Source organism: Shewanella alkalitolerans, assembly GCF_019457575.1.
In the GTDB taxonomy this organism is placed as follows: Bacteria; Pseudomonadota; Gammaproteobacteria; order Enterobacterales; family Shewanellaceae; genus Shewanella; species Shewanella loihica.
Genome location: NZ_CP080422.1, coordinates 20,940 through 43,493, shown reverse-complemented (window position 1 = coordinate 43,493; position 22,554 = coordinate 20,940). Strand labels below are relative to the sequence as shown.

General features: G+C 54.6%; 19 protein-coding genes. 8 read left to right on the top strand and 11 right to left on the bottom strand.

The annotated features are described in order from the left end of the window. Nucleotides 1-14 precede the first annotated feature (14 nt). Both K0J45_RS00185 and K0J45_RS00180 read left to right on the top strand, forming a co-directional pair. A complete protein-coding gene (locus K0J45_RS00185; RefSeq protein ID WP_220043818.1) occupies nt 15-833 on the top strand; it encodes a phosphatase PAP2 family protein in 819 nt (272 codons plus the stop codon). A 92-nt stretch (nt 834-925) separates the two neighbouring features. Next, entirely contained in the window at nt 926-1,747 is an 822-nt protein-coding gene (locus tag K0J45_RS00180; protein WP_220043817.1) for a phosphatase PAP2 family protein, read from the top strand. 89 nt (nt 1,748-1,836) lie between these two features. Here K0J45_RS00180 and K0J45_RS00175 read toward each other — a convergent pair whose 3' ends face one another. Then, entirely contained in the window at nt 1,837-2,607 is a 771-nt protein-coding gene (locus K0J45_RS00175) for a DUF4097 domain-containing protein (protein WP_220043816.1), read from the bottom strand. 215 nt (nt 2,608-2,822) lie between these two features. Here K0J45_RS00175 and K0J45_RS00170 point away from each other — a divergent pair, with 215 nt between their 5' ends. Next, nucleotides 2,823-3,614, top strand: coding sequence for a class I SAM-dependent methyltransferase (locus tag K0J45_RS00170; protein ID WP_220043815.1), 792 nt, complete (start codon nt 2,823-2,825; stop codon nt 3,612-3,614). A gap of 61 nt (nt 3,615-3,675) precedes the next feature. Here K0J45_RS00170 and K0J45_RS00165 read toward each other — a convergent pair whose 3' ends face one another. The 3 genes from K0J45_RS00165 to K0J45_RS00155 all read right to left on the bottom strand — a co-directional run bounded on the left by K0J45_RS00165 (nt 3,676) and on the right by K0J45_RS00155 (nt 10,060). Beyond that, nucleotides 3,676-5,517: a M14 family metallopeptidase gene (locus K0J45_RS00165; protein ID WP_220043814.1), complete on the bottom strand. Its 1,842-nt coding sequence runs from the start codon at nt 5,515-5,517 to the stop codon at nt 3,676-3,678. Between the two features lie 223 nt (nt 5,518-5,740). Then, on the bottom strand, nt 5,741-8,890 hold the full coding sequence (locus K0J45_RS00160) for an efflux RND transporter permease subunit (RefSeq protein WP_220043813.1): 3,150 nt from the start codon (nt 8,888-8,890) through the stop codon (nt 5,741-5,743). 9 nt (nt 8,891-8,899) lie between these two features. Beyond that, on the bottom strand, nt 8,900-10,060 hold the full coding sequence (locus K0J45_RS00155) for an efflux RND transporter periplasmic adaptor subunit (protein ID WP_220043812.1): 1,161 nt from the start codon (nt 10,058-10,060) through the stop codon (nt 8,900-8,902). A 424-nt stretch (nt 10,061-10,484) separates the two neighbouring features. On the opposite strand from K0J45_RS00155, the gene K0J45_RS00150 reads away from it, so the two are divergent. Then, nucleotides 10,485-11,240, top strand: coding sequence for a TorF family putative porin (locus tag K0J45_RS00150; RefSeq protein ID WP_220043811.1), 756 nt, complete (start codon nt 10,485-10,487; stop codon nt 11,238-11,240). Between the two features lie 401 nt (nt 11,241-11,641). Here the strand turns inward: K0J45_RS00150 and K0J45_RS00145 are convergent, their stop codons facing one another. Next, nucleotides 11,642-12,331, bottom strand: coding sequence for a DNA-3-methyladenine glycosylase I (locus K0J45_RS00145; protein WP_220043810.1), 690 nt, complete (start codon nt 12,329-12,331; stop codon nt 11,642-11,644). A 229-nt stretch (nt 12,332-12,560) separates the two neighbouring features. Here K0J45_RS00145 and K0J45_RS00140 point away from each other — a divergent pair, with 229 nt between their 5' ends. Both K0J45_RS00140 and K0J45_RS00135 read left to right on the top strand, forming a co-directional pair. Next, a complete protein-coding gene (locus tag K0J45_RS00140) occupies nt 12,561-13,460 on the top strand; it encodes a LysR family transcriptional regulator (protein ID WP_220043809.1) in 900 nt (299 codons plus the stop codon). Nucleotides 13,461-13,541: 81 nt separating this feature from the next. Next, complete coding sequence (locus K0J45_RS00135) at nt 13,542-14,189, top strand: glutathione S-transferase family protein (RefSeq protein ID WP_220043808.1); 648 nt, start codon at nt 13,542-13,544, stop codon at nt 14,187-14,189. Nucleotides 14,190-14,208: 19 nt separating this feature from the next. Here the strand turns inward: K0J45_RS00135 and K0J45_RS00130 are convergent, their stop codons facing one another. Next, nucleotides 14,209-14,745 carry a thioesterase family protein gene (locus K0J45_RS00130; RefSeq protein WP_220043807.1) on the bottom strand — a complete coding sequence of 179 codons (537 nt, stop codon included), beginning with the start codon at nt 14,743-14,745 and terminating at the stop codon, nt 14,209-14,211. A 115-nt stretch (nt 14,746-14,860) separates the two neighbouring features. Next, nucleotides 14,861-15,394 (bottom strand): menaquinone-dependent protoporphyrinogen IX dehydrogenase, encoded by a 534-nt coding sequence (gene hemG, locus K0J45_RS00125; RefSeq protein WP_220043806.1) that lies wholly within the window; start codon nt 15,392-15,394, stop codon nt 14,861-14,863. Nucleotides 15,395-15,666: 272 nt separating this feature from the next. On the opposite strand from hemG (K0J45_RS00125), the gene K0J45_RS00120 reads away from it, so the two are divergent. After that, nucleotides 15,667-15,972 carry an ArsR/SmtB family transcription factor gene (locus tag K0J45_RS00120; protein WP_011863834.1) on the top strand — a complete coding sequence of 102 codons (306 nt, stop codon included), beginning with the start codon at nt 15,667-15,669 and terminating at the stop codon, nt 15,970-15,972. A gap of 21 nt (nt 15,973-15,993) precedes the next feature. Here the strand turns inward: K0J45_RS00120 and hemG (K0J45_RS00115) are convergent, their stop codons facing one another. The 4 genes from hemG (K0J45_RS00115) to pepQ form a co-directional block, all read right to left on the bottom strand. Continuing rightward, nucleotides 15,994-16,521, bottom strand: coding sequence for a menaquinone-dependent protoporphyrinogen IX dehydrogenase (hemG, locus tag K0J45_RS00115; protein WP_144202301.1), 528 nt, complete (start codon nt 16,519-16,521; stop codon nt 15,994-15,996). Next, nucleotides 16,521-17,978, bottom strand: a complete 1,458-nt coding sequence (locus K0J45_RS00110) for a TrkH family potassium uptake protein (protein ID WP_011863832.1) — start codon at nt 17,976-17,978, stop codon at nt 16,521-16,523. The genes hemG (K0J45_RS00115) and K0J45_RS00110 overlap by 1 nt, the downstream gene beginning before the upstream one ends. Before the next feature lie 152 nt (nt 17,979-18,130). Continuing rightward, the gene (locus K0J45_RS00105; protein ID WP_220043805.1) at nt 18,131-18,745 is read right to left on the bottom strand and encodes a YigZ family protein; all 615 of its coding nucleotides are present in this window, start codon (nt 18,743-18,745) and stop codon (nt 18,131-18,133) included. Nucleotides 18,746-18,759: 14 nt separating this feature from the next. Then, on the bottom strand, nt 18,760-20,082 hold the full coding sequence (pepQ, locus tag K0J45_RS00100; RefSeq protein WP_220043804.1) for a Xaa-Pro dipeptidase: 1,323 nt from the start codon (nt 20,080-20,082) through the stop codon (nt 18,760-18,762). Nucleotides 20,083-20,388: 306 nt separating this feature from the next. On the opposite strand from pepQ, the gene fadB reads away from it, so the two are divergent. Further along, nucleotides 20,389-22,539 carry a fatty acid oxidation complex subunit alpha FadB gene (fadB, locus tag K0J45_RS00095; RefSeq protein ID WP_220043803.1) on the top strand — a complete coding sequence of 717 codons (2,151 nt, stop codon included), beginning with the start codon at nt 20,389-20,391 and terminating at the stop codon, nt 22,537-22,539. Nucleotides 22,540-22,554: the final 15 nt, after the last annotated feature.

Below are 22,554 nucleotides of genomic sequence, written 5' to 3'. Positions count from 1 at the left end.
TATGTGGAAAGACTATGAATTTACAACAACAAGCAAAGGCAATGGGAATGCCTGCGCAAGACAAGTACCAGGGACGCGGCTTTATTGGGTTACTCTTGTTTCTGCTCTGTCTGCACCTCATGGTGTTGAACTCGGCAGTCAATCTATCCCTATTTCGATTCTTTAACGGCGTTGCGGCCTATGCCCCAGCCGATCTCCTCCTGCTGATCACAGACCTAGGCGATGGCATCACCCTCGGGGTGATCACTCTCTGCTGTCTGGTGAAACGGCCAGAGCTTCTACTCAGGGTCGTCATAGCCAGCGTGCTGTCGCTGATCTTGGTACCCCTGCTGAAGCAGACCTTCGATGCGCCTCGTCCGGCCGTGGTGCTGGAGACACTGAATATCGTCGGTGAGATCCGCCTTAAACACAGTTTTCCTTCGGGCCACACCGCCACCGCCTTCCTGTTTGCCGGCACCCTCTTCTTCGCCTATCGGCAGACCCAGATTAAATGCCTGGCAATCACTTTCGCCAGCCTGGTGGGTCTGTCTCGCATCGTCGTCGGCGCGCACTGGCCAGAGGACGTCATCATGGGCGCCTTCGTCGGCCTCTTCTGCGCCTACGCGGCGGCCCACTGCCCCCTAGTCAAGCTCACCCAGTTCCACAAGGCGCTCATATTGGCCTTCCTCTGGTGTGTGTTGGTGGTGAGCGAGCTGGATAAGAGTTTCGACAAAGATCATATCTGGCCGATCCTCATGCTCAGATGGGGCCTAATTGCCACAGCCGCCCTGTTGATCTGGCGCGAATATGGCGCCATGCACAGGGTAAGACGTTGGCTGGCGTTTCAAGGTTAACTGCCCAAAAGGCGTAAGACTTTCACCAACATTCACGCTTTCTTCACACTTAGGTGCCTACACTGGAGGCTCCTAAGATGAAGAGGTGCGCCATGTTCAGACTGACCCAGGCTCAGACCACCAGAGAAACCGCCCTGACGATGACCACAGATCGCAGCCGCTATGGCACCCTGATCCTACTGGTCAGCATGCTGGCGCTGCTCTGCCTGAATCAGGATCTCAACCTGGGCCTCTTTCGTGCCATAAACGGCCTCTCGCCTAGCCTGCCCCAGTGGCTACAGCTGGGGATAACCGATCTCGGCCACGGCAGCACCCTAGGCACGATCGTGCTCATCTGTCTGCTGCGTCGCCCCGAGCTGATGCCGCGGGTACTGACCGCCAGCCTGCTGTCGATGATCTTAGTCCCGCTGCTAAAACAGTATTTCGATGCCCCCAGACCGGCGGCAACCCTGGATTTTCTCTATATCGTCGGCGAGACGCGTCTGCACCACAGCTTTCCCTCAGGCCATAGCACCAGCGCCTTCCTGTTCGCCGGTACCTTGCTGATGGTGATGCAGGATAAGAAGAGTAAATGGGCCCTGTTGATGGGGGCGGCCATGGTGGCGCTGTCACGCATCTTGGTCGGCGCCCATTGGCCGGTAGACACGCTAGCGGGCGCGCTTTTGGGATTAAGCTGCGCCTATGTCGCCTCCTATGTTCCCCTGGTGCGTCTGTCGCCAAGGCACTGGAAAATCCTAGTGGGCATCTTGCTGCTAACGCTGGTGATATGCCAGTACAAGGAGACCTCTTCGCAGATGGCCTGGCAGATCATTGGCCTTCGTTGGGGACTCCTGCTGCTAGCCGGCATGCTGGTGCTTCGCCAATACCTGCAGTCTCGCCAGCCGCTCGCCCCGCGTAAGTGGGTCAGAGCCTAAGCCTTTTAGAGTCTTAATGGGGTGGGCATCGGCTAATCCCTAGGTTCGTGTGACCCCGAGATTAGCCTCTGCGCCGGGAAGTCCTGGCCTTAGTCTATGCTGACCTGGCCCTGAATATTGTCGAAGCTTAGGCTACCTGAGCCCGCGTCTATGATGTGAAGCCCCTGAGTGTCCACCACACGGATGCCACCAGAGCCATCGTCTATGGTAACCTTACCCTGAACGCCTCTAACCTCTATGGCACCCGAGCCGTCGTCTATCTCAACACCTCCTTGTACCGAGGCTATGGTCAGGCTGCCTGAGCCATCCTTAACCTGGATATCGCCCGCCACATTGGTGAGGGTAATGCTGCCCGAGCCATCATCTATGGTGAGCTTATAGCCGCCATCTATCTCGATAGCACCCGAGCCGTCTTCGATCTCCATATCCGCCTGCACGCCGCGAATGACAATGCTGCCTGAGCCGTCATGGATATCCAGTTTGATTCCCGCCGGCACCTTCACCAGCAGATCTATGTAGGGCGACTTACCATTTGAGAAGCTGGCGCGGTGAAAGGCATCGAAATTGGCGACCAGCTTGGCCTTGTTACCCGAGCGAGTCAGGGTCAGTTCGGGCTCGGCGCCATCAAAACCATAGATGTCGGCATCCAGGGTGATCTGTTCAACCGAGGCGTCGCCCACTATCTTCAGGCTACCGGCGCCGGTATCGGCGACCAGTGTCTCCAGCGACTGAGCATCCAGCGTCAGCTGCGTCTGCTTGTGATAGTCGAAATCGTCCCTTCCCGCACTGTTCACATTTACTATGCAACCAGTGAGGCCAAATACCAGTACCGTCACCATAGTCATTACACGAGCCAACATAAACACCTTCCTTAATCTCTGTTAAAGTCATTTGAACCACCTCGACGCGGCGGCTTAGATAGCCCAACTAAGCAGATAACATGCCAACAAGTTATCTAATTGTTTTTGCTATGTTATTATCTTGCTTAACCGATTTTTGGATGGTGATGCCACCACCAGATTCGTAGGATTAGTTACTATTTAGTGAAATACTTCATCAACTTATGAGGCGCGCAGTGGATTATCTGACCCTAAATCGAACGGCCTGGAATCACAGGACCCTAGAACACCTGGACTCCAGCTTTTACGATGTGGACGGTTTTCTCGCCGGCAACAGCTCGCTGCAGGAGATAGAGCAATCCGACCTTAAGGTAAAGGGAAAAAGCCTGCTGCACCTGCAATGCCATTTCGGCCTGGACACCCTCTCCTTGGCTCGCCTGGGCGCCGAGGTTACTGGCGTGGATCTCTCCGACACCGCTATCCATCATGCCAAGCGACTGGCCGAGGCCTGCGACCTTAAGGCCGACTTTATCTGCAGCGATCTCTACCAGGCAGGCGCACTGCTGCAGCAGCAATTCGATATGGTCTACACCTCCTATGGCGCCCTCTGCTGGCTGCCTGATCTAGGTCGTTGGGCCGAGTTGATTTATGAAGCGCTGCTACCCGGTGGTGAGTTTTATATGGTGGAGTTTCATCCCGTGCAGGCAATGATGGAGGGTTACAGCTACTTTGCCCAGCAAGAACCCGATGTCGAGGAGGAAGGCACCTATACGGAAAACGCCAGCGACACCAAACACACCATGGTCACCTGGCCCCACTCCCTGGCCGATGTGATAGGGGCGCTCATCCAAGCCGGACTCAAGATCGATGCGATTCAAGAGTATCCCTTCAGCCCCTATGATGCCTTCGACAATCTGGTGAGCGGGGAGAGCCTTGGGCTCTCAAGTGACAGGCCCAGGTATTATCAGCTGTATCAGGGTAAACCTATTCCCATGGTCTACAGCCTGTCGGCGCGCAAACCTGAGTAATCCTTCACCTAGGGATGAATAAACCAACATAAAAAAAGCAGGCCTGGCCTGCTTTTTTTGTTTAGTCTCTGAGCACGGGATAGACCCTGTACTGCTTATCAAAATAGGGGCTACGCTCGTAGAACCAGCGCAGTCTCGCCTCGGCATCCTTGGCAAATTCAGGATCCTTGAGCGCAGCCTCAAACTCGGCCGCCAGGGCGGAATCTTCTTCGAGCATCTTTACCGCCAGCGGCTCTACCGCGTAGTGCTCGATATATTCGGTGCGGGTAAAGATAGGATTAAAGAAGCCCCACTGCAGCAGCGAGTCGGGTGACTGCGGCTCCAGCAAGAGGATAGCCAGATCGCCGAGGGGTTGCTGTGTGCTGATCTTCACCGTGCCTGTCGGCAGCGCCACCTTAGCCGTATGGCTCGACACAGGGGCAGAGACCCGCTGGCGTCCCTCGTAGTCCTTAACGTCGAACGCTGGCTCACCGAATCGATATTGCGTCAGGGTCAAGGTCTTAGGCTGCTCCAGACGCGTCATGCGTATGCCATGAATGCTCAGACGCTCGATCACCTCCTGCCACTGAGGCGGAACATAGTAGGCCTTGGGACGATTCACCTTGATGTCGGCGCGTGTCTTACCTATCACAGGCAGGCTCTGGTACAGCTTAGGCTCGCCGGTCCAGCGCACGACCGCCTCGCCACTGATAGGGCTCTGCTCCAGGCGATAGTCTATCCCCTTGAAGTCCCATCCCTTGGGCTGGGTCTCTGACTGCCAGGTCAGTGTGATGCGGTCGCTGTAGCGATAACTGTCCTGCTTGATGGCGCTGCGCAGCGCCGTGCCCTGCTCGCCTAACACCTCCAGGGTCGAGGCCAGCATCACATAGGTGCCAAGCACTCGCTGCTTGAAGGGCTTGAGGCTATGATTCTCGATCAATATGGTCGGCAGATGGCGGGCGTCGCCATAACCGTTGGAGTAACGTGGGCTGGCGTTCCATAGGGAGAGCCCCTGGCTCAGGTCGCGATTATCGATGGCGAACACCAGAGGGCCGGGCACATGTCCCTGGGCGCTGAGCGCCTGCTCGATTTGGGGACGATACTTGTCATTGAGCCAGCGATAGCTGGCAGGACTCAGTCCCTGGGCCAGGTTATAGCCGAAGGTGACATCATATTGATAATCTATGCCATCGGTGACATGCACATCGATATAGAGATCCGGCTGCCAGCGATTAATCGCCGCTAACATATGCTGCATCTCCAGAGTATCGGCCTTGGCATAGTCGCGATTAAGGTTGAGGTTGTTGGCCGTGGTGCGCCAGCCCATCTCCACCGGGCCCCTCTGGTTGACCCGGTTAAACTGGCCGCTGCGCTCATGGGCATCGACGCTGAAGATGGGCACGAAGAGGAGGTTCGCACCGGTTAACAGCGCCTGCTTGTCTCCCATGACCATGTCACGCAGCAACATCATGCCCGCATCCTTGCCATCTATCTCGCCCGAGTGGATCCCGGCCTGTACCAAGAGCGTTGGCTTACCATTAGCCTGCAATGCATCCGGCGTCGCCGCCCCCTCCTGGCTCGCCACTATCATCCAGATATCCCGCCCCTGAGGACTCTTACCCAAGGAAACCTTGCGGAGCTTGTCGCTGGTGGCGAGCAACTTATCCAGCCAGGCGAAGGTGTCGTCATAACTGGGGCTGGACTTAAGACCGCCCTGCTCGAAGGGGGTCGCCCAGGGATCGTCTGCCGCGCGCAGCAAGGCTTCGCTGTCGCCGTGCCAGGTGATGCTCGGCGGCAAGATGGCATCATTGATATAAGTCTTATTTAACGAGATTTGGGCCGGTTGAGGGCCGCTGGTCTCTGCCATGGCGGATGCGCCGAAGGCGGCGAGACAGAGGAGCGTAGCGCGAGAATATAGGGACATCTTAGGTTACCTAACGGCTTATTATTAGACGATTATCTTTCAATAAATAGCCAGCAAGTGCAATACGTTAAGGACTTATTTGCACAGAATATCTATGCGGCACAACAGGTGCCTTGAACAAAACGCGTTTAGATTGAACAAAAATTAAACCTGAACGGTCAACAGCCCCTAAGGCAATAAAAAGCCCGGTTTATACCGGGCTTTTTGACGAAATGGCTAATGCCTATTCTTGCGGTGTCGAATCGGCAACCTTAGTCGCGGCGCCCTTCTTCTCGCGCTTGCTGAAGATGCGCTCCACAATCACGAAGAAGATAGGGATAAAGAAGATCCCCAGGAAGGTCGAACTCATCATGCCGCCCAATACGCCGGTACCGATAGCGTTCTGGCTGCCCGAACCTACGCCCGAGCTGATGGCCAGTGGCACAACACCCAGACCGAAGGCCAGCGAGGTCATCAGGATAGGACGCAGACGCACACGCACCGCGTGCAGGGTCGCTTCCACCAGACCCGCGCCCTTCTCGTAGAACTCTTTGGCGAATTCGACGATCAGGATGGCGTTCTTGGTCGCCAAACCTACGGTAGTCAACAGACCCACCTGGAAGAACACGTCGTTAGGCAGGCCGCGACCGTTCATCGCCAGCAAGGCCCCGATGATCCCCAGTGGCACCACCAAGATCACCGCGAACGGCACAGACCAGCTCTCATACAGAGCCGCCAATACCAGGAAGACCACCATGATAGACAGGGCATACAGCGCCGGCGCTTGGTTACCCGAGAGACGTTCCTCGTATGACAGGCCGTTCCACTCTACACCGAATCCTGGCGGTAGCTTGGCTACCATAGCCTCGATGTCGGCCATGGCCGCCCCCGTACTATAACCTTGTGCCGTACCGCCCTGAATGTTCATCGCAGGCAGACCGTTGAAACGCTCCAGACGCGGCGAACCATATTCCCAGGTACCTGTGGCAAAGGCCGAGAAAGGCACCATCTCACCCTGGCTGTTACGCACATACCAGGTATCGAGGTCTTCCGGCTGCATACGGTACTGGGCATCGCCCTGTACATAGACCTTCTTCACACGACCACGGTCGATGAAGTCGTTCACATAGCTACCACCCCAGGCAGTACCCAACACGCTGTTGACCGCGTCGATATCGATACTCAGGGCGCGAAGCTTGGCGTGATCGATATGGATGCGATACATAGGCGCATCTTCCTGACCGTTTGGACGCACGCCCACCAGGTTAGGATTCTGTGACGCCATGCCCAGCAGCATGTTACGGGCCTCGAGCAGCTTCTCATGGCCTTGGCCATTTCTGTCTTGCAGATAGAAATCGAAACCGTTTGCCGTACCCAGCTCGATCACCGCAGGCGGTACGAAGGCAAACACGAAGGCTTCCTTCATCTGCATGAACATACCCATGGCACGTCCGGCGACCGATTTAACGTCTTGACCCGGGCCGGTACGCTCAGACCAGTCTTTCATACCCACGAAGGCCAGACCCATGTTTTGACCACTACCGGCGAAGCTGAAGCCAGATACGCTAAATACCGACTTTACGCTGTCGCCCGTCTCGTTGAGATAGAAGTCGGAGATCTTGCTCATCACCTTCTTGGTCGTCTCTTGGGTCGAGTTGGTCGGCAGAATAGCCTGAGTAAACAAGATACCCTGGTCTTCGTCCGGCAAGAAGGCGGTCGGCATGCGCATGAAGATCCAACCCACGGCAACCGTCAGAGCCACGTAGATCAACATGACGCGACCAGCGCGCTTGATCATCGCCGCCACGCCAGCCTCGTAACGCGAGGTCATCTTGTCGAAGGTGCGGTTAAACCAACCGAAGAAGCCGGTCTCGACCGCATGGTGGCCCTTGGCAATCGGCTTCAGCATGGTGGCACACAGGGCCGGCGTCAGGATGATCGCCACCAGCACAGAAAGCGCCATGGCCGATACGATAGTCACAGAGAACTGACGATAGATCACACCGGTCGAACCCGACATGAATGCCATAGGCACGAATACCGCCGACAGGGTCAGACCGATACCCACCAGGGCGCCGGTGATCTGGTCCATCGACTTCTTGGTGGCCTCAATCGGGCTCAAGCCGTCTTCGGACATCACACGTTCGACGTTCTCTACCACCACGATGGCGTCATCCACCAGCAGACCGATGGCCAATACCATGGCGAACATGGTCAGGGTGTTGATCGAGAAGCCGGTAGCCGACAGGATGGCGAAGGTCCCCAGCAGTACCACAGGTACCGCAATGGTCGGGATCAGGGTCGCACGGAAGTTCTGCAGGAAGAGATACATGATCACAAACACCAGTACCACGGCTTCAAGCAGGGTATGCACTACGCCCTCGATCGATTTCTCAACGAAGGGGGTGGTGTCATAGGGATAAACCACTTCCAACCCTTGCGGGAAGAAGGGCTTCATCTCATCGACCTTCTCACGCACGCGCTCGGCGGTCGCCAGGGCGTTAGCCCCAGTGGCCAGCTTGATCGCCAGACCGGCAGCAGGACGGCCGTTATAGAAGGACTCTACCGAATAGCTCTCCGAGCCCAGTTCGACTCGGGCAACATCTTCCAGGTAAACCTTGGCGCCCGACGGATCGGACTTGATGATGATCTTTCTAAACTCTTCGGCCGTCTGTAGACGACTCTGAGCCGTTACCGTGGCGTTGAGTTCCTGACCCGCAATAGAGGGCGCGCCGCCCAACTGACCCGCAGACACCTGAGCATTCTGCTCTCGAATCGAGGCCATGATGTCCAGGCTGGTGAGGTTGTATTGCGTCAGCTTGAGCGGGTCTAGCCATATACGCATGGCGTACTGGGCACCGAACAGCTGGATCTCACCCACACCGGGTACACGACTCATAGGGTCTAAGATGTTAGAGCCCACATAGTCGGAGATATCATTCTTCTCCAGCGAGCCATCCTGGGACACGAAGCCTAATACCATCAAGAAACCCGAGCTGGATTTGTTGACCTTAACCCCTTGCGCCTGCACCTCTTGCGGTAGCAGAGGCATCGCCAGCTGCAACTTGTTCTGCACCTGAACCTGGGCGATATCGGGATCGGCCTCGGCATTGAACGTCAGGGTGATCTGCGCATTACCAAAGCTGTCACTGGTGGACGAGATGTAACGCAGATGGTCGATACCCGTCATGCGCTGCTCGATCACCTGGGTCACAGTGTCTTCCATGGTCTTGGCAGACGCACCCGGATAGATGGCGTTAATCACCACGGTCGGCGGCGCAATACTCGGGTACTGCGACACGGGAAGCTTCATGATAGAGAGCACCCCGGCCAACATAACAATAATTGCAATCACCCAGGCAAAGATAGGGCGATCGATGAAAAAACGAGCCATAACTTTACCTTACTTCTGTGGTTGCTTGTCTGATTGCATCTCGCTGAGTGGTTTACCCACCACAGGGGCGCCCGGACGTATCTTCTGTAATCCCTCGACAATCAGCTGATCGCCAGCCTTCAAGCCGCTGGTGATGCGCCACTGATGATCGATCACCTCGGCGGTCGTCACGACTCTTGGCTCAACCTTGCTCTCGGCACCAATCACCATGGCAACGGCCTGACCCTTGGTATTACGGGTAACAGCCTTCTGCGGCACCAGAATCGCCTTAGGATCTGTACCCGCGTTCAATACGGCGCGCACATACATGCCAGGTAGCAATACGCCATCCGGGTTAGGGAATTCGGCCCTTAGGGTTACCGAACCAGTGTTCTCATCGACACTCACCTCGGCGAATCTGAGAGACCCCATGTGCTCGTATGCCGTGCCATCTTCCAGGATCAGACGTACATCGGCATTGTCAGCCGCCTGCAGTTGTCCCTGCTTAAGCTTGGCCTTGAGGCGTAGCAGCTGAGCGCTAGATTGAGCGATATCGACGTTGATAGGATCCAGCTGTTGAATCGTCGCCAGTGCGGCGCTCTGATTCGCCGTCACCAGGGCACCGGCAGTCACGGAAGACTTACCGATACGGCCCGAGATAGGCGCCTTCACCTGAGTGTATTCCAGGTTAATCTTAGCCGTGTTAATCGCCGCCTTGGCCACGGTCACGTTAGCCAGCGCCTCTTTGTAGAGGGCATCAGCCTCGTCGAAATCTTGTTGGCTGATAGCATCAGTCTTGATCAAGGCCTTATATCTGGCTGCCTTGGCCTTGGCAGATACCAGGCTGGCATTGGCACGGGCCAGATCGGCCTCGGCACTGACCAGCGCCGCCTTATAGGTCGACGAATCGATCTGATAGAGAGATTGGCCTTCGGTTACCTCGCCACCCTCGACGAAGCCGCGTTCGGTGATGATACCCGACACCTGAGGACGCACCTCGGCCTCAAGATATGCCTTGCTGCGACCCGGTAGCTCAACCTGAATAGCCTGGGGCTGCTCGGCAACCTGAACCACCCCAACCTCCATGCTTCTTGGGGCTGCTGCCGAATGACCTTGGTTCTCGTCCTGGCCACAACCTGTTATCCATAACGCCACACTAACTAACGAGGCAATTTTTACTATTTGCCGCATGAGAACTCCTAATCAAAGCCGCAACAAAAAACACCCATGCACGGGTAAGGCGCTATGGGGTATCTTGAGGAAGCAAAATTAAAAAAAGATTTAGAAACTATTTATCTCACACCTAGCCAAGGTCAACAAGAAGATGTGGGCAGAGATATTGTAAGTTAATGCAAATTTTTATTTTTAATCATGTTTTCTTGTTAAAAAACAGTTAAAAATTGCGTGTTTTCACCCTGTTTTAGCGTTTTTTGTGTCTAAAATGTGATCGCTGTCATCCAGGCATGATGAAAACTAACACCATATGAAACATGGGGTTAATTCAGACCTATTCATAATTGTTCACATCTTTATTTGATCAGTTCATCTGTGCCGATAAGGCCATTCACATCTTGGGCCTATAGTCGCCTCATCAGCCAAACAACAGCTAGATGAGATGAAGATGATGAAGACCTTAACCCAGTTAAAATGCTCGATACTCCTTGGCAGCCTGTTAGCCGCAAGCGGCGTCATGGCCGAAGCGCAAGACACCCAAGTCTTAGGCGGCAATATCACAGGCAAGCTGACCTTTGCCTCAGATTATGTCTTTCGTGGTGAGTCAGAAACCATGGATGGCGACGTCCCTGTCGTGCAAGGCACGCTGGGATGGGGAAATGATCAAGGCTGGTACGGCGGTGTGTATGCCTCCAACATCAAGTTTGCCGATCCAAACCTTGAAATCGTCACCGCTCCCTACATAGGTAAGGCGGGCACCTTCGGCGATTCTGGTATCACCTATGATGTCATGCTCTTCTCCTACCTCTACCCTGGCGCCTCATACTCTAACTACACAGAGTTATGGCTCAAGGTGGGTAAGCAGTTCGGCCGCACTAACCTACAACTGGAAGTGACCCCGACGGTCGATGACTGGTTCGGTGTCGATGGCTGGCAAGGCGTGAACTACGCCATCCATCCAAGCTACCAGTTCGACAATGGCATTAACTTGTCTGCCAGTGTCGGCTATCAGGATCTGGATGGTAACGGCGCCGAAGGCTGGGGTCACTGGAACCTGGGTGTAAGCAAAACATTCGCCGGCCTGAGTTTCGATCTCAGATACCACGGCAGCACAGTGGATGAGAGCCACAAGGTGTACGGTACACAAACCAAGATTTTTGATGACCGAGTCGTTATCGGCGTCAGCAAGAGTTTCTAAGCACAGCAGTTTCCAATCTCTGCACGTTTTGCCAGCCCTCGGGCTGGCTTTTTTATATAGGGATATATTTATCCCCGGTGCTCAGGGATGAGCATAGAGGGGATTTGTACATGGCCAAAAATATCCCCGGTGTCCATGGCCTTTGATGTTCCCGACATCAAGTGGCATTTCCTTCATCCATGAAGGTCAGTGGACAAAGAGGGGATTTGTATAGGGCCAAAAATGCTCCCGACATTTTTTGGCATTTCCCCATCCATGGGGGTCAGTGAGCATAGAGGGAATTTATATAGGGATATATTTATCCCCGGTGTCCATGGCCTTTGATGTTCCTGACATTTTTTGGCATTCCCCCCATCCATGGGGGTCAGAATACTTATCCCAGGTGTTTAGACGGAGCTAGGTTATATCCGGTTATCACCCACGCCACAGGCGAGGATACGGCTGATCTCCGCCAGAGAGCGGCCCGACTGCCCCTGCCATTCATTGAATACTTCCTGCACCTGGGTCAAACCACGTTTAGAGGTAAAACCGGCATCGATCAGTTTGTGGGCCTGAAGATATCCCTTGATATCTTCGGTCAGCAGAAAGGTATCTTTGCCTATGGTGCGCAGAAAATAGGGGCCGGTATTGCCACCCAGTCGGCAGCCCAGGCGTTTCAGCTCGGCCCAGAGCCCTATGATATTATCGCTGGGCCACTGAGCAATAAACTTGGCGAAGCTGCCGTGGGCGAGCTTAATATCATGCACCATCAGGGCGTTATCATATATCGCCATGGTCTTCTTCAGGTGGCGAATCAACTCGGGGTCGCTGGCACGCTGCTGGATCTGCTCCGGCGATAGCATCAAGATCTTGTGGGGCTCGAAGTTAAAGAAGGCCGCCTCGTAGGCCGGCCACTTGTTGTCGACGATGCGCCATACAAATCCCGATTGAAACACCTTCTTACTCAGCTCTGACAGCAACTCGGCATCCGTATACTCGGCAATCTGATCCTGAGACAACACCTCAGGCAGGCGAGCGGCCAAACCGGCTTCGCCACCTTTGCGCTCACAGGCGCGCTGGTAAATACTGTCGAACGATTCTAATCGCGCCATAGTGTAAGCAGCTCCTTAAATGCTTGTTGAATACAGATTACGTGCCATGCAGCCATGTCGATCACCCGCCAAACGGCTCGAGACGACCCCAGCCAACTTTGACATATTGGTTACCATGAACAATAAATAACCCATATATGGGTTTATTTTTACAACATTAGTAAACAATAACCAGAGATGATTGCAATTGGCTTGCACTTAGACCGGTGAGAGGCCGTTGAGGTTAATTATGGACGCATCACAACTCTATCGTATGTTGGTCTTTGCCAGTGTGGTCGAGCAGGGCTCCTTGACCCGCGCCGCCGAGTCGCTCAACATTAGCCGCTCCATGGTGAGTCAACACCTAAAGAAACTGGAGCATAGATGCCAGTCGCGCCTATTAAACAGGACCACTCGCAGCCTGTCGCTCACCCAGGAGGGTCAGTCCTTTTACCGCTACTGCGCCGAGCTGCTCAAACTCGCCAAGCAGGCAGAAACCTCGCTGCAGCCAGCAGATGCGGAGCTGCAAGGCAGCATCACCCTCGCCGTCCCCCTGGCGCTAGGCGATGGAGTGATAGCCCCCATCATCAAGGCGTTTCACCAGCATTATCCCAAGGTGCATCTCTCCCTGCTGATCCAGGACAGACAGCTGGACCTCACCGAACATCAAATAGATGTGGCGATTCAGATAGGCGCCGCCAGTCAGCCCAGTGTCAACGAGACCAGACTGGGTCGTTTCGATGAGTATCTGGTGGCGAGCCCAGACTATGTTGCGCATCATGGCGCACCTGTGCATCCGGACAATCTCAGCCATCATCATTGGATAGGCTTGGCGGGCGACAGGCTCCCCAGGCATTGGCAGTTTGAAAACAGCGAAGGCGAGCGTGTCCGCGTGCAGCTTAGCCCTTTTATCAACTGCAACAGCCTACAGGGAACCCTAAGCCTGGTGATGCAGGGGCTGGGCGTTGCCTTGCTGCCCTCCCCATTGATAAGCCAGCACCTTGCCAATGGTCAGCTGGTACAGCTGCTGCCCGACTATCATCTGGGACGAGGCGCCCTTTACCTGGTACATCCCTATCTTGAGGTGATCCCGCCAAGAGTCAGGGCACTTATCGAACTGCTGACCGAGCGACTCACACCGACAGCATAAGACAGGCTAAAAAGCAGGCCAGATGCGGGATTTCGAACTAATATTAGCTTATTGGTTCTGGACAAATGGGAGGTGCATTTGATGGAACTCTTCTACCATCCCCTGTCACGATATTCCCAAAAAGTCTTGATCGCCCTCTACGAAAAACAGGCCAACTTCTATCCCAGGGTGATAGAGCTGAGCGATCCCTTTTCCCGCAACGAATTTAAGCAGCAGTATCCCTTGGGAAAATTACCCCTGCTCAAGACGCGCACCGGCGACCTCTTGCCCGAATCCAGCATCATCATAGACTACATAGACCATGAATTTGCCACCGGCACCCGGCTGCTGCCACAGGATTACTCTCAGCGCCTACAGGTGCGCCTGTACGATCGCCTCATCGACAACGACCTGAACAATCCTCTCTATCTGCTGGAACAGATGGAAGCCCGTGAAGAAGATAATCCGATTAAGGTGAGGCAGTTAGAGAAGGAGATCATGCTGCTACTGAATGAGCTGAACGACAAGTTGCAGCGGCATCACTGGCTCTGCGGCGATGCCTTTACCATGGCGGACTGCGCCCTGATCCCTTGCCTGATCCACGCCAGAAATCGCCTCAAGCTGTACCAACTGGATCCCATCGACAGATACCTGAATCAGGCCAACACCCGAGGCGCCTGGATTCAGGTACAGGAAGAGATAGAACTCACCCGCATCGCGGTGCAGGCCGGATTTCGCCCCATTCCCTAAACCCTAATCCCAAAAAGAGTTAAGCGGGCAGGTTGCGCTCTTTCTTGAGCGTCAGGAAGGCTTTCCACTTTTCGATTTCCGGCGGTAGGCAAGGTTCGGGACCTTCGAAGCCCGCCTCCTTGAGCATCTCCTTAATCGGTACCTGCTTGCGGTTATTCATGAACACACCGCGCACATGCACGATGCAGTGAAGGGTGTCGCCGCTGACGAAGCGCTGCTCGACATAGAAGTATTTCTCGTCCCAACCCACCACTCGACTCTGAATGTCGAATTTACACAGGGGTTTGATGTCGCGAATATAGGTGAACTCGGCGGCGTTGACGATCGGCAGCCACTTGAGCTTCAAGAAGCGTTTCAGCAGCCCCATCTCGGCCAGCATATAGGTACGGGCCAGATCCATCAGGGCCGGATAGCGGGAGTTGGTCAGGTGCAGGTTAATGTCGCAATCCAGCGGCAAGGCGCGATAGCTGATGGTACTCGTGCCCAGAAAATCGATACGACGACAATGACGTACCCGCCAAAACATCAACCAAAACAAACGAAAATAGAGGTTCATCTCACCCGGCTCCCTTAAATGAAGGGCAAAGGCTACCAGAGGTCAGACCAGGTGACAAGCAAGATCGCGCCGAGGCAAGGGCTGTTGCCAGGGCGCGATGAATAGAGAGTAGAGGCTAATCCTTGAGGGTCAGCAGATGCTCGGCATATAGCTTAACATCTTCCCAGTCGGTGTAATCGATCACCGCCTTAGGATCGGTTGGGCCGTCGGTGATCTTCATGATCAGCTGGATCATCCACCTGTCATACCAACGCCAGGAGGGATAGTCCACCTTGCCGGCAATCACCTTAACGTCCTTCGGCTTCCAGGGAGAGAGCTCAATAAACTTCTGCAGATACTTGTTGTTCTCGGGGATCCGTTTCTCGGGGTTACGGGCCACCACGTTGACGCTGAAAAAGCTGTTAGGCTTAGCCGCCAGCTCGGCCTGGTAGCGGGTGACAAATTCGAACACAGACTTATGGTAGCTGCCATAGAGTACGCAGGCGCCCACGGCAACATAGTCGTATTTTTCCCAATCGATATGCTCAAACTCGCCAATACGCAGGGCGTCGCAACTGTGCCCTTGAGCGTCCAAGTGCGCCGCCATCGCCTGGGCAATCTTGGCCGTATGGCCACCGCGAGAATAGTAAACAATTAGTACTGAAGCCATAAGCGACTCATCTGTATCGGAAAAGAGAGCCACATTGTTGCAGCAAAGTGCCAGAGAAACCCCAAATTGGATCACAATTTAGTTAAGGTTTTTGTGAAATACACCACCAATTGGATATTTAACTCGGGGTAAAATAACTACAAAATCATGAGCAATCCTAAAAGGACACAGGTCGGCTCCCATTGAGTTACCCAGGCTGGCTGAGTATCATTGCTTTCACTTTCCCATTCAATTAGAATAATCTAATTAATCGAGTACAAGAGAGTTGCCGTATGCAAAAAGATATTGATGTAGATGCAATGGTCACCAATGCCCAGAGCGCAGCCAAGTGGCTAAAGGCAATAGCAAATCCTTATAGACTGATGATCTTGTGCCAGCTACTCGACAATGAACTGAGCGTGACACAGCTGAATGAAAACGTGCCTCTGAGCCAGTCTGCGTTGTCACAACACCTGGCAGTACTGCGCGCCGAAGACTTGGTGGCGACCCGTAAGAGCTCACAGATCGTCTACTACACACTTAAGAACGAGCAGGTCACCGAGGTGATCTCGATTCTCTACAAGCGTTACTGCGTATAATTCCTGCGAAGATGAAAGCCTTTAACGCTCGCTAAAGGCTTTCGCAAACTCCTGCACCTTATCCCAATCGGTAAATTCATAGGTACCCGAGGTATCAGTGGGGCCCTTAGTGATCCACATGATGAAACGGATCATGAACTTATCGAAGAAACGGTACTTGGGATAATCGATCTTACCCGCAAAGACCCCCAGCTGCTGAGGCTGCCACAGCGACAACTGCAGAAACTTCTTCATGTAAGGGTTAGTCTCGGGCGTATTCTTCTCCGGCTTTCTTGCCACCACGTTCACGGTAAAGAAGGCGTTCTTCTTGCCGTTTAACACGGCTCTGTGGCGATTCACATACTGGAACAGCTCGGGTCTGTGTTTGCCGTAACGAATGCTCGCCCCTATGATAACCTTGTCAAAATAGGAGAGATTGACCGACTGCGCCTCTTCCAGGCTGACCATGGTCACCAGCTGGGTATCCGACTTGCACTGCTCGGCAATCTGATCACAGATGGCTTTCGTCTGACCGTCTACGGTCGAATAGATAATTAGGGTACGACTCATTAATTCTTCCAAAAAGTCGGTGTAAACAACACCAATAAGGTAAACACTTCCAATCGGCCGAATAGCATGGCCACCACCAACACCCACTTCTCGCCATCGCCAATGCTGGCATAGTTACTGGCCACCTCACCCAACCCAGGCCCCAGGTTATTCAAACAGGCCGCGGTCGCGCTGAAGGCGGTGATATTATCCATGCCCAGCGCCATCAGGATCAACATGCAAACCACAAAAACGAGGGCGTAAGCAGAGAAGAAGCCCCATACCGCATCTATGATGCGATCCGGCAACGCCTTGCCATTGATACGGATGGAGAACATGCCCCTGGGGTGCACCAGGCGTTTCAATTCACGGGAGCCCTGCAGCAGCAGTAAGATCATCCGCATCACCTTGATGCCGCCGGCGGTCGAGCCGCCACAGCCACCGATGAAGCTGGAGAAGATCAGCAGCATAGGCAGGAACAGCGGCCACATATGGAAGCTTTCGGTACCGAAGCCGGCCGTGGTAGAGATAGACACCGCCTGGAACAGGGCGAAGTCGAAGGTCTCCTCGGCGCTGTCATAGATGCCGGTATGGTAGAGGGTTGCGAAACAGATCAGCGTCAGCGCCAGCTGGATCACGATAAGCGCCTTAAACTCGGCGTCTCTCAGATAGACCTTGAGGTTGATGCCGCGGCGGGTAAAGGCCGCAAAGTGCAGGCTGAAGTTCAGCGCCGCAATCAACAGAAACACCACACACACCATGTTGATCGCCGTGCTATCGAAGTAGCCCATGCTGGCGTCGTGGGTGGAGAAGCCGCCGATGGCGATGGTAGAAAACGAGTGACAGATGGCATCGAACACATCCATGCCGGCAACCCAGTAGGCGAAGGCACAGGCGATGGTCAACGCCAGATAGATATACCAGAGCGCCTTGGCGGTCTCGGCGATTCGCGGCGTCATCTTACTGTCTTTCACCGGCCCGGGGATCTCCGCACGGTAGAGCTGCATCCCCCCGATCCCGAGCACGGGGAGGATGGCTACCGCCAAGACGATGATCCCCATGCCGCCGAGCCACTGCAATAGGTGGCGATAGAAGAGGATCGCCTTGGGCAGGCTATCGAGCCCCACCAGCACTGTCGCCCCTGTAGTGGTGAGCGCCGAGAAGGACTCGAAGAAGCTGTCGGTTAGCGAGAGGTCTGGCTGACTGGAGAAGATAAAAGGCACGGCACCTATGGAGCCCAACACGCCCCAGAAGAGCACCACCAGCATGAAGCCCTCGCGGGTGCGCAGGTCCTTCTTGTGACGTCTGTTGGGATACCAGAGCACGAAGCCGAGTAACAAGCTGAGGAAGAAGGCCTGCAGAAAGGCGGTGCCTCCGCCATCTTTATAGATCACGGCAACCAGCGCTGGCGGCAGAAGCGACAAAGAAAACAGCCCCATGAGTAGGCCTGTAATTCTTATAATGGTTCTATATTGCATTAGGGCGTTTTTATTATTCCGTTTGCGAAGACGCACTGGCGCATTCTCGCATAGTTTATCCCGGCAGTTGTATAAAATTTATTGGCGCTTTGTGACCCAAGGCAAAAAGCCCTTTGCGAACATGTTAGCCCGCTCTCGCTTCCGCTTGGGCATCAGTCAGAAAACTCCGCCTTGAGGCGTCCCTGACTCAGGGTCGCAAGCTCCTGATTGAAACGGCTCTGAGTCGCCTTGGGCATCTCGAAGCTCAGGCTCACCCTGTCGGTAAACACCTTATCGACAATCAGCCCCTCACAGAGCTCGAGAAAGTGCTCCACATCTTTGAGCTGATGATAGTCACAGGCCAGCCGCCCCGGATAGCGGATCTGCTTTATCTCAGTCTCCAGCTGCGCCAGCCCCTGTTTGATACCAGAGCTATAGGCGCGCACCAGGCCGCCGACACCTAACTTAGTACCGCCAAAATAGCGCACCACGACGGCGCCTATCTCACCAATTTCGACGCCTTGCAGGCTTGCCAGCATAGGACGCCCGGCGCTGCCGGACGGCTCACCATCATCGCTGCTGCCCATGGCCACATTATTGTCCGGCGCTCCGGCGATAAAGGCGTAGCAATAGTGATTCGCTCCCGGATACTCGGCCTTAATGTTAGTAAGCGCACACTTCATCGCATCTTCCGATGGGCAGTGAAATAGAAAAGAGATAAAGCGGCTATGCTTTATCTCTTCTTCTATGGTGATCGGCTTGGCCGGAATGGGATAACTCTCGCTCAAAAACGCCTTACCTGTTAACCGTGCAGACCCAGATCGCGAGTCATATTCTCGTTATGATCGCTATGGACGATCACATTGTCTTCGATACGAATACCACCGAAGGGGCGCACCTGATCCACCATCTGCCAGTTAACCCAATCGGCGCGACCATCCTGTTTCAGCTCATTGAGCAGGCTGTCGATGATGTAAAGCCCAGGCTCTATGGTCAGCACTTGGTTAGCGGCCAGGGTGCGGGTACAACGCAGGAAGGGATGCGCCTCCGGCGGTGCGATATGGGTGCCGCGCTCGTCATGGAGGAAGCCGCCCATATCATGTACTTGTAGACCCAACATATGCCCCAGACCATGGGGGAAGAAGGCGCTGGTGATCCCCTGCTCGATAAGTCCCTGGGGATCGCCCTGCACCAGTTTGAAGTCCAGCAGCAGCTGCGCCAGCTTCTGGTGTGTCGCCAGATGCAGATCCACATATTTCACGCCCGGACGCATCATCTCGATGATGGCCAGCTGTAACTTGTCCATGGCGGCAATCAGGTCGCCGAACAGGTTCTTTTCGAAGGCGTAGGTACGGGTGATGTCCGAGGCATAGCCATGGAAGCTACCACCGGCATCGATAAGGAAGGAGAGTCGCTGCTTGGGCGACACATGCTCCAGCGCCGTGTAGTGCAAGATTGAGGCGTTTTGATTCAACGCGATGATGTTGCCATAGGGCACATCGTTCTCGCCCATATCGGTCGCTGCCAGGTAGGCTTGCTGGATCTCAAACTCGCTCGCGCCCGCATAGAAGGCGCTCTTGGCCGCCACATGACCACGCACGCCTATCTCACTCGCCTTGCGCATGCAGGCCAACTCATAGGCTGTCTTGCTGGCTCTGTGATAATGCAGGTAGCTCATCACCGCCTCAGGGTTACGGCTACCAAAGCCCAGCACGTCGGCGACATCCAGATGCTCGCCAATATAGGCCCACTCCTGCAAATTACCCGGCAGCAGATCCGCCACCTTGTCGGCCTTGGTCAGCACCTTGATCTCTATCTCGGTCGTCCAAAAATCCTCTGGCAGATCGGCGACCTTATGCCAAAAATCCACCGGACGATAGAAGATGAGTTGCGGCTTGTCGCGGCCATTGACGATCAGCCAGCAGTGGGGATTATCGATAACCGGAAGCCAGGCCTTGAAGTGCGGATTGACCTTAAAGGGATAATCCAGATCATCGAGAAACTGACGATGAGGCTGACCCGAATGAATCACTAAGCCGGCCAACTGCTCTCTTGCGGTGATCTCGGCGACGCGCCGGTTCAGTTCAATAATATGGGCGGGATAGAGGGTGGCTAAGTTTTCCATAATAAGCTTCCTGTTATTCTTCTGTGGCCCTAGGTTGCACCCCATTCTTTTGGATGAAATGCGCTATCCCAAGGCCCTATTTTTAGCACAGCGACTATGATCTAGTGAGTCTAACATAAGGGCAAAAATCCCCCTAATCGAACAAAATTAAACAAGTGTTTAAATTGGGTGTTGAAATTTATCTGATTTAGACGCACACTGAGCAGCAACTGGTCAAATGATGGCCTGCTGTAAGATAGAGATTTTTACCTACGCTATAAGATTCTAATAGTGGGTGGCGCTCTTTAAGCAATAAGGAAGCAAGCAATGATCTACCAAAGTCCTACGATTCAAGTGGAATTACTTGAAGACAATATCGCTCGGCTCTGTTTTAACGCCGAGGGCTCAGTCAATAAGTTTGATCGAGAAACCCTCAACTCCCTTAACGACGCACTCGATGCCCTAGCACAAACCCAAGGGGTTAAGGGTCTGATGCTCACCTCGGGCAAAGATGCCTTTATCGTAGGCGCCGACATCACAGAATTCCTGGGACTTTTTGCACAAGACGACAGCGTGCTACAGGGCTGGCTGGAAGACGCCAACAAGGTGTTCAACAAGCTCGAAGATCTGCCCTTCCCAACCATCTCAGCCATCAAGGGCTTCGCCCTGGGCGGCGGCTGCGAAACTATCCTAGCCACAGACTTACGTATCGCCGACACCTCGGCGCGTATCGGCCTGCCAGAGACTAAGCTTGGTATCATTCCTGGTTTTGGCGGTACTGTGCGTCTGCCTCGCGTGATAGGTGCCGACAACGCACTTGAGTGGATCACCACAGGTAAAGATCAACGCCCGGAAGCCGCCCTCAAGGTTGGCGCCATCGACGCCGTAGTTGCCCCAGAGCTGCTGGAAACGGCGGCGCGCCAGATGCTGCAAGATGCCATCAGCGAGAAGATTGACTGGCAAGCCCGTCGTCAGCGCAAGCTGTCGCCGCTGACCCTGCCTAAGCTGGAAGCCATGATGTCATTTGCCACCGCCAAGGGCATGGTGTTCAAGGTTGCCGGTAAACACTATCCTGCGCCTATGGCTGTTGTCGAAGTGATCGAGAAGGCCGCCTTGAGCGAGCGCGCCGAGGCACTACAGGTAGAACATCAGGCCTTCATCAAGCTAGCCAAGACAGACGTGGCCAAGGCACTTATCGGTATCTTCCTTAACGACCAGCTGGTTAAAGGCAAGGCCAAGAAGGCTGCCAAACAGGCGCAAGCGGTTAACTCCGCCGCCGTGCTGGGCGCAGGCATCATGGGTGGCGGTATCGCATACCAGAGCGCCAGCAAGGGCACGCCTATTGTGATGAAAGATATCAATCAGGCGGCACTGGATCTTGGCCTCAACGAGGCAGCCAAGCTGCTCACGGCGCAGATCAATCGTGGTCGCTCGACACCGGCTAAGATGGCGGGCATACTCAACAACATCACGGCAACCCTGGACTACAACGCGCTCAAGCAAGCCGATGTCGTGGTCGAAGCAGTGGTGGAGCACCCTAAGGTGAAGGCGACCGTATTGGCGGAAGTCGAGCAGGTTGTGGGCGAAGATGCCATCATCACCTCTAACACCTCCACCATCTCAATCAATCTGCTGGCCAAGAGCCTGCAGAAACCAGAGCGCTTCTGTGGCATGCACTTCTTCAACCCGGTACACAAGATGCCACTGGTTGAGGTCATTCGCGGCGAGCATAGCTCAGAAGAGACAGTTGCCTCCGTCGTGGCTTACGCCGCCAAGATGGGCAAGACGCCTATCGTGGTCAACGACTGCCCAGGCTTCTTCGTTAACCGTGTACTCTTCCCCTACTTCGCCGGCTTCAGCGGCCTGCTAGAAGATGGCGCCGACTTTGCTGCCATCGACAAGGTGATGGAGAAGCAGTTCGGTTGGCCTATGGGCCCCGCCTACCTACTAGACGTCGTTGGTCTGGACACGGGTCATCACGCCCAGGCCGTTATGGCCGAAGGCTTCCCTGACAGAATGGCTAAAGAAGGCAAAGACGCCATCGACGTCATGTTCGAAGCCGAGCGCTTCGGTCAGAAGAATGGCAAAGGCTTCTACCAATATTCGGTAGATCGTCGTGGCAAGCCGAAGAAAGAGGTCGACCCGCTCAGCTATGAACTACTGGGCAACGCCTTCGGCGAGCAGAAGGAGTTCAGCAGCGACGAGATCATCGCCCGCACCATGATCCCTATGATCATCGAGACGGTTCGTTGTCTGGAAGAAGGCATCATAGCCACGCCGGCCGAAGCCGATATGGGACTCGTTTATGGACTCGGTTTCCCTCCATTCAGAGGAGGTGTGTTCCGCTACCTGGACACCTTAGGTGTCGCTAACTTCGTCGCCCTTGCCGATCAGTACGCCCACCTGGGTGGCCTGTATCAGGTAACCGACAAGATGCGTGAACTGGCTGCCACCAACGGCAGTTACTACCTAGCCTAATCACCCGGAAGGAAT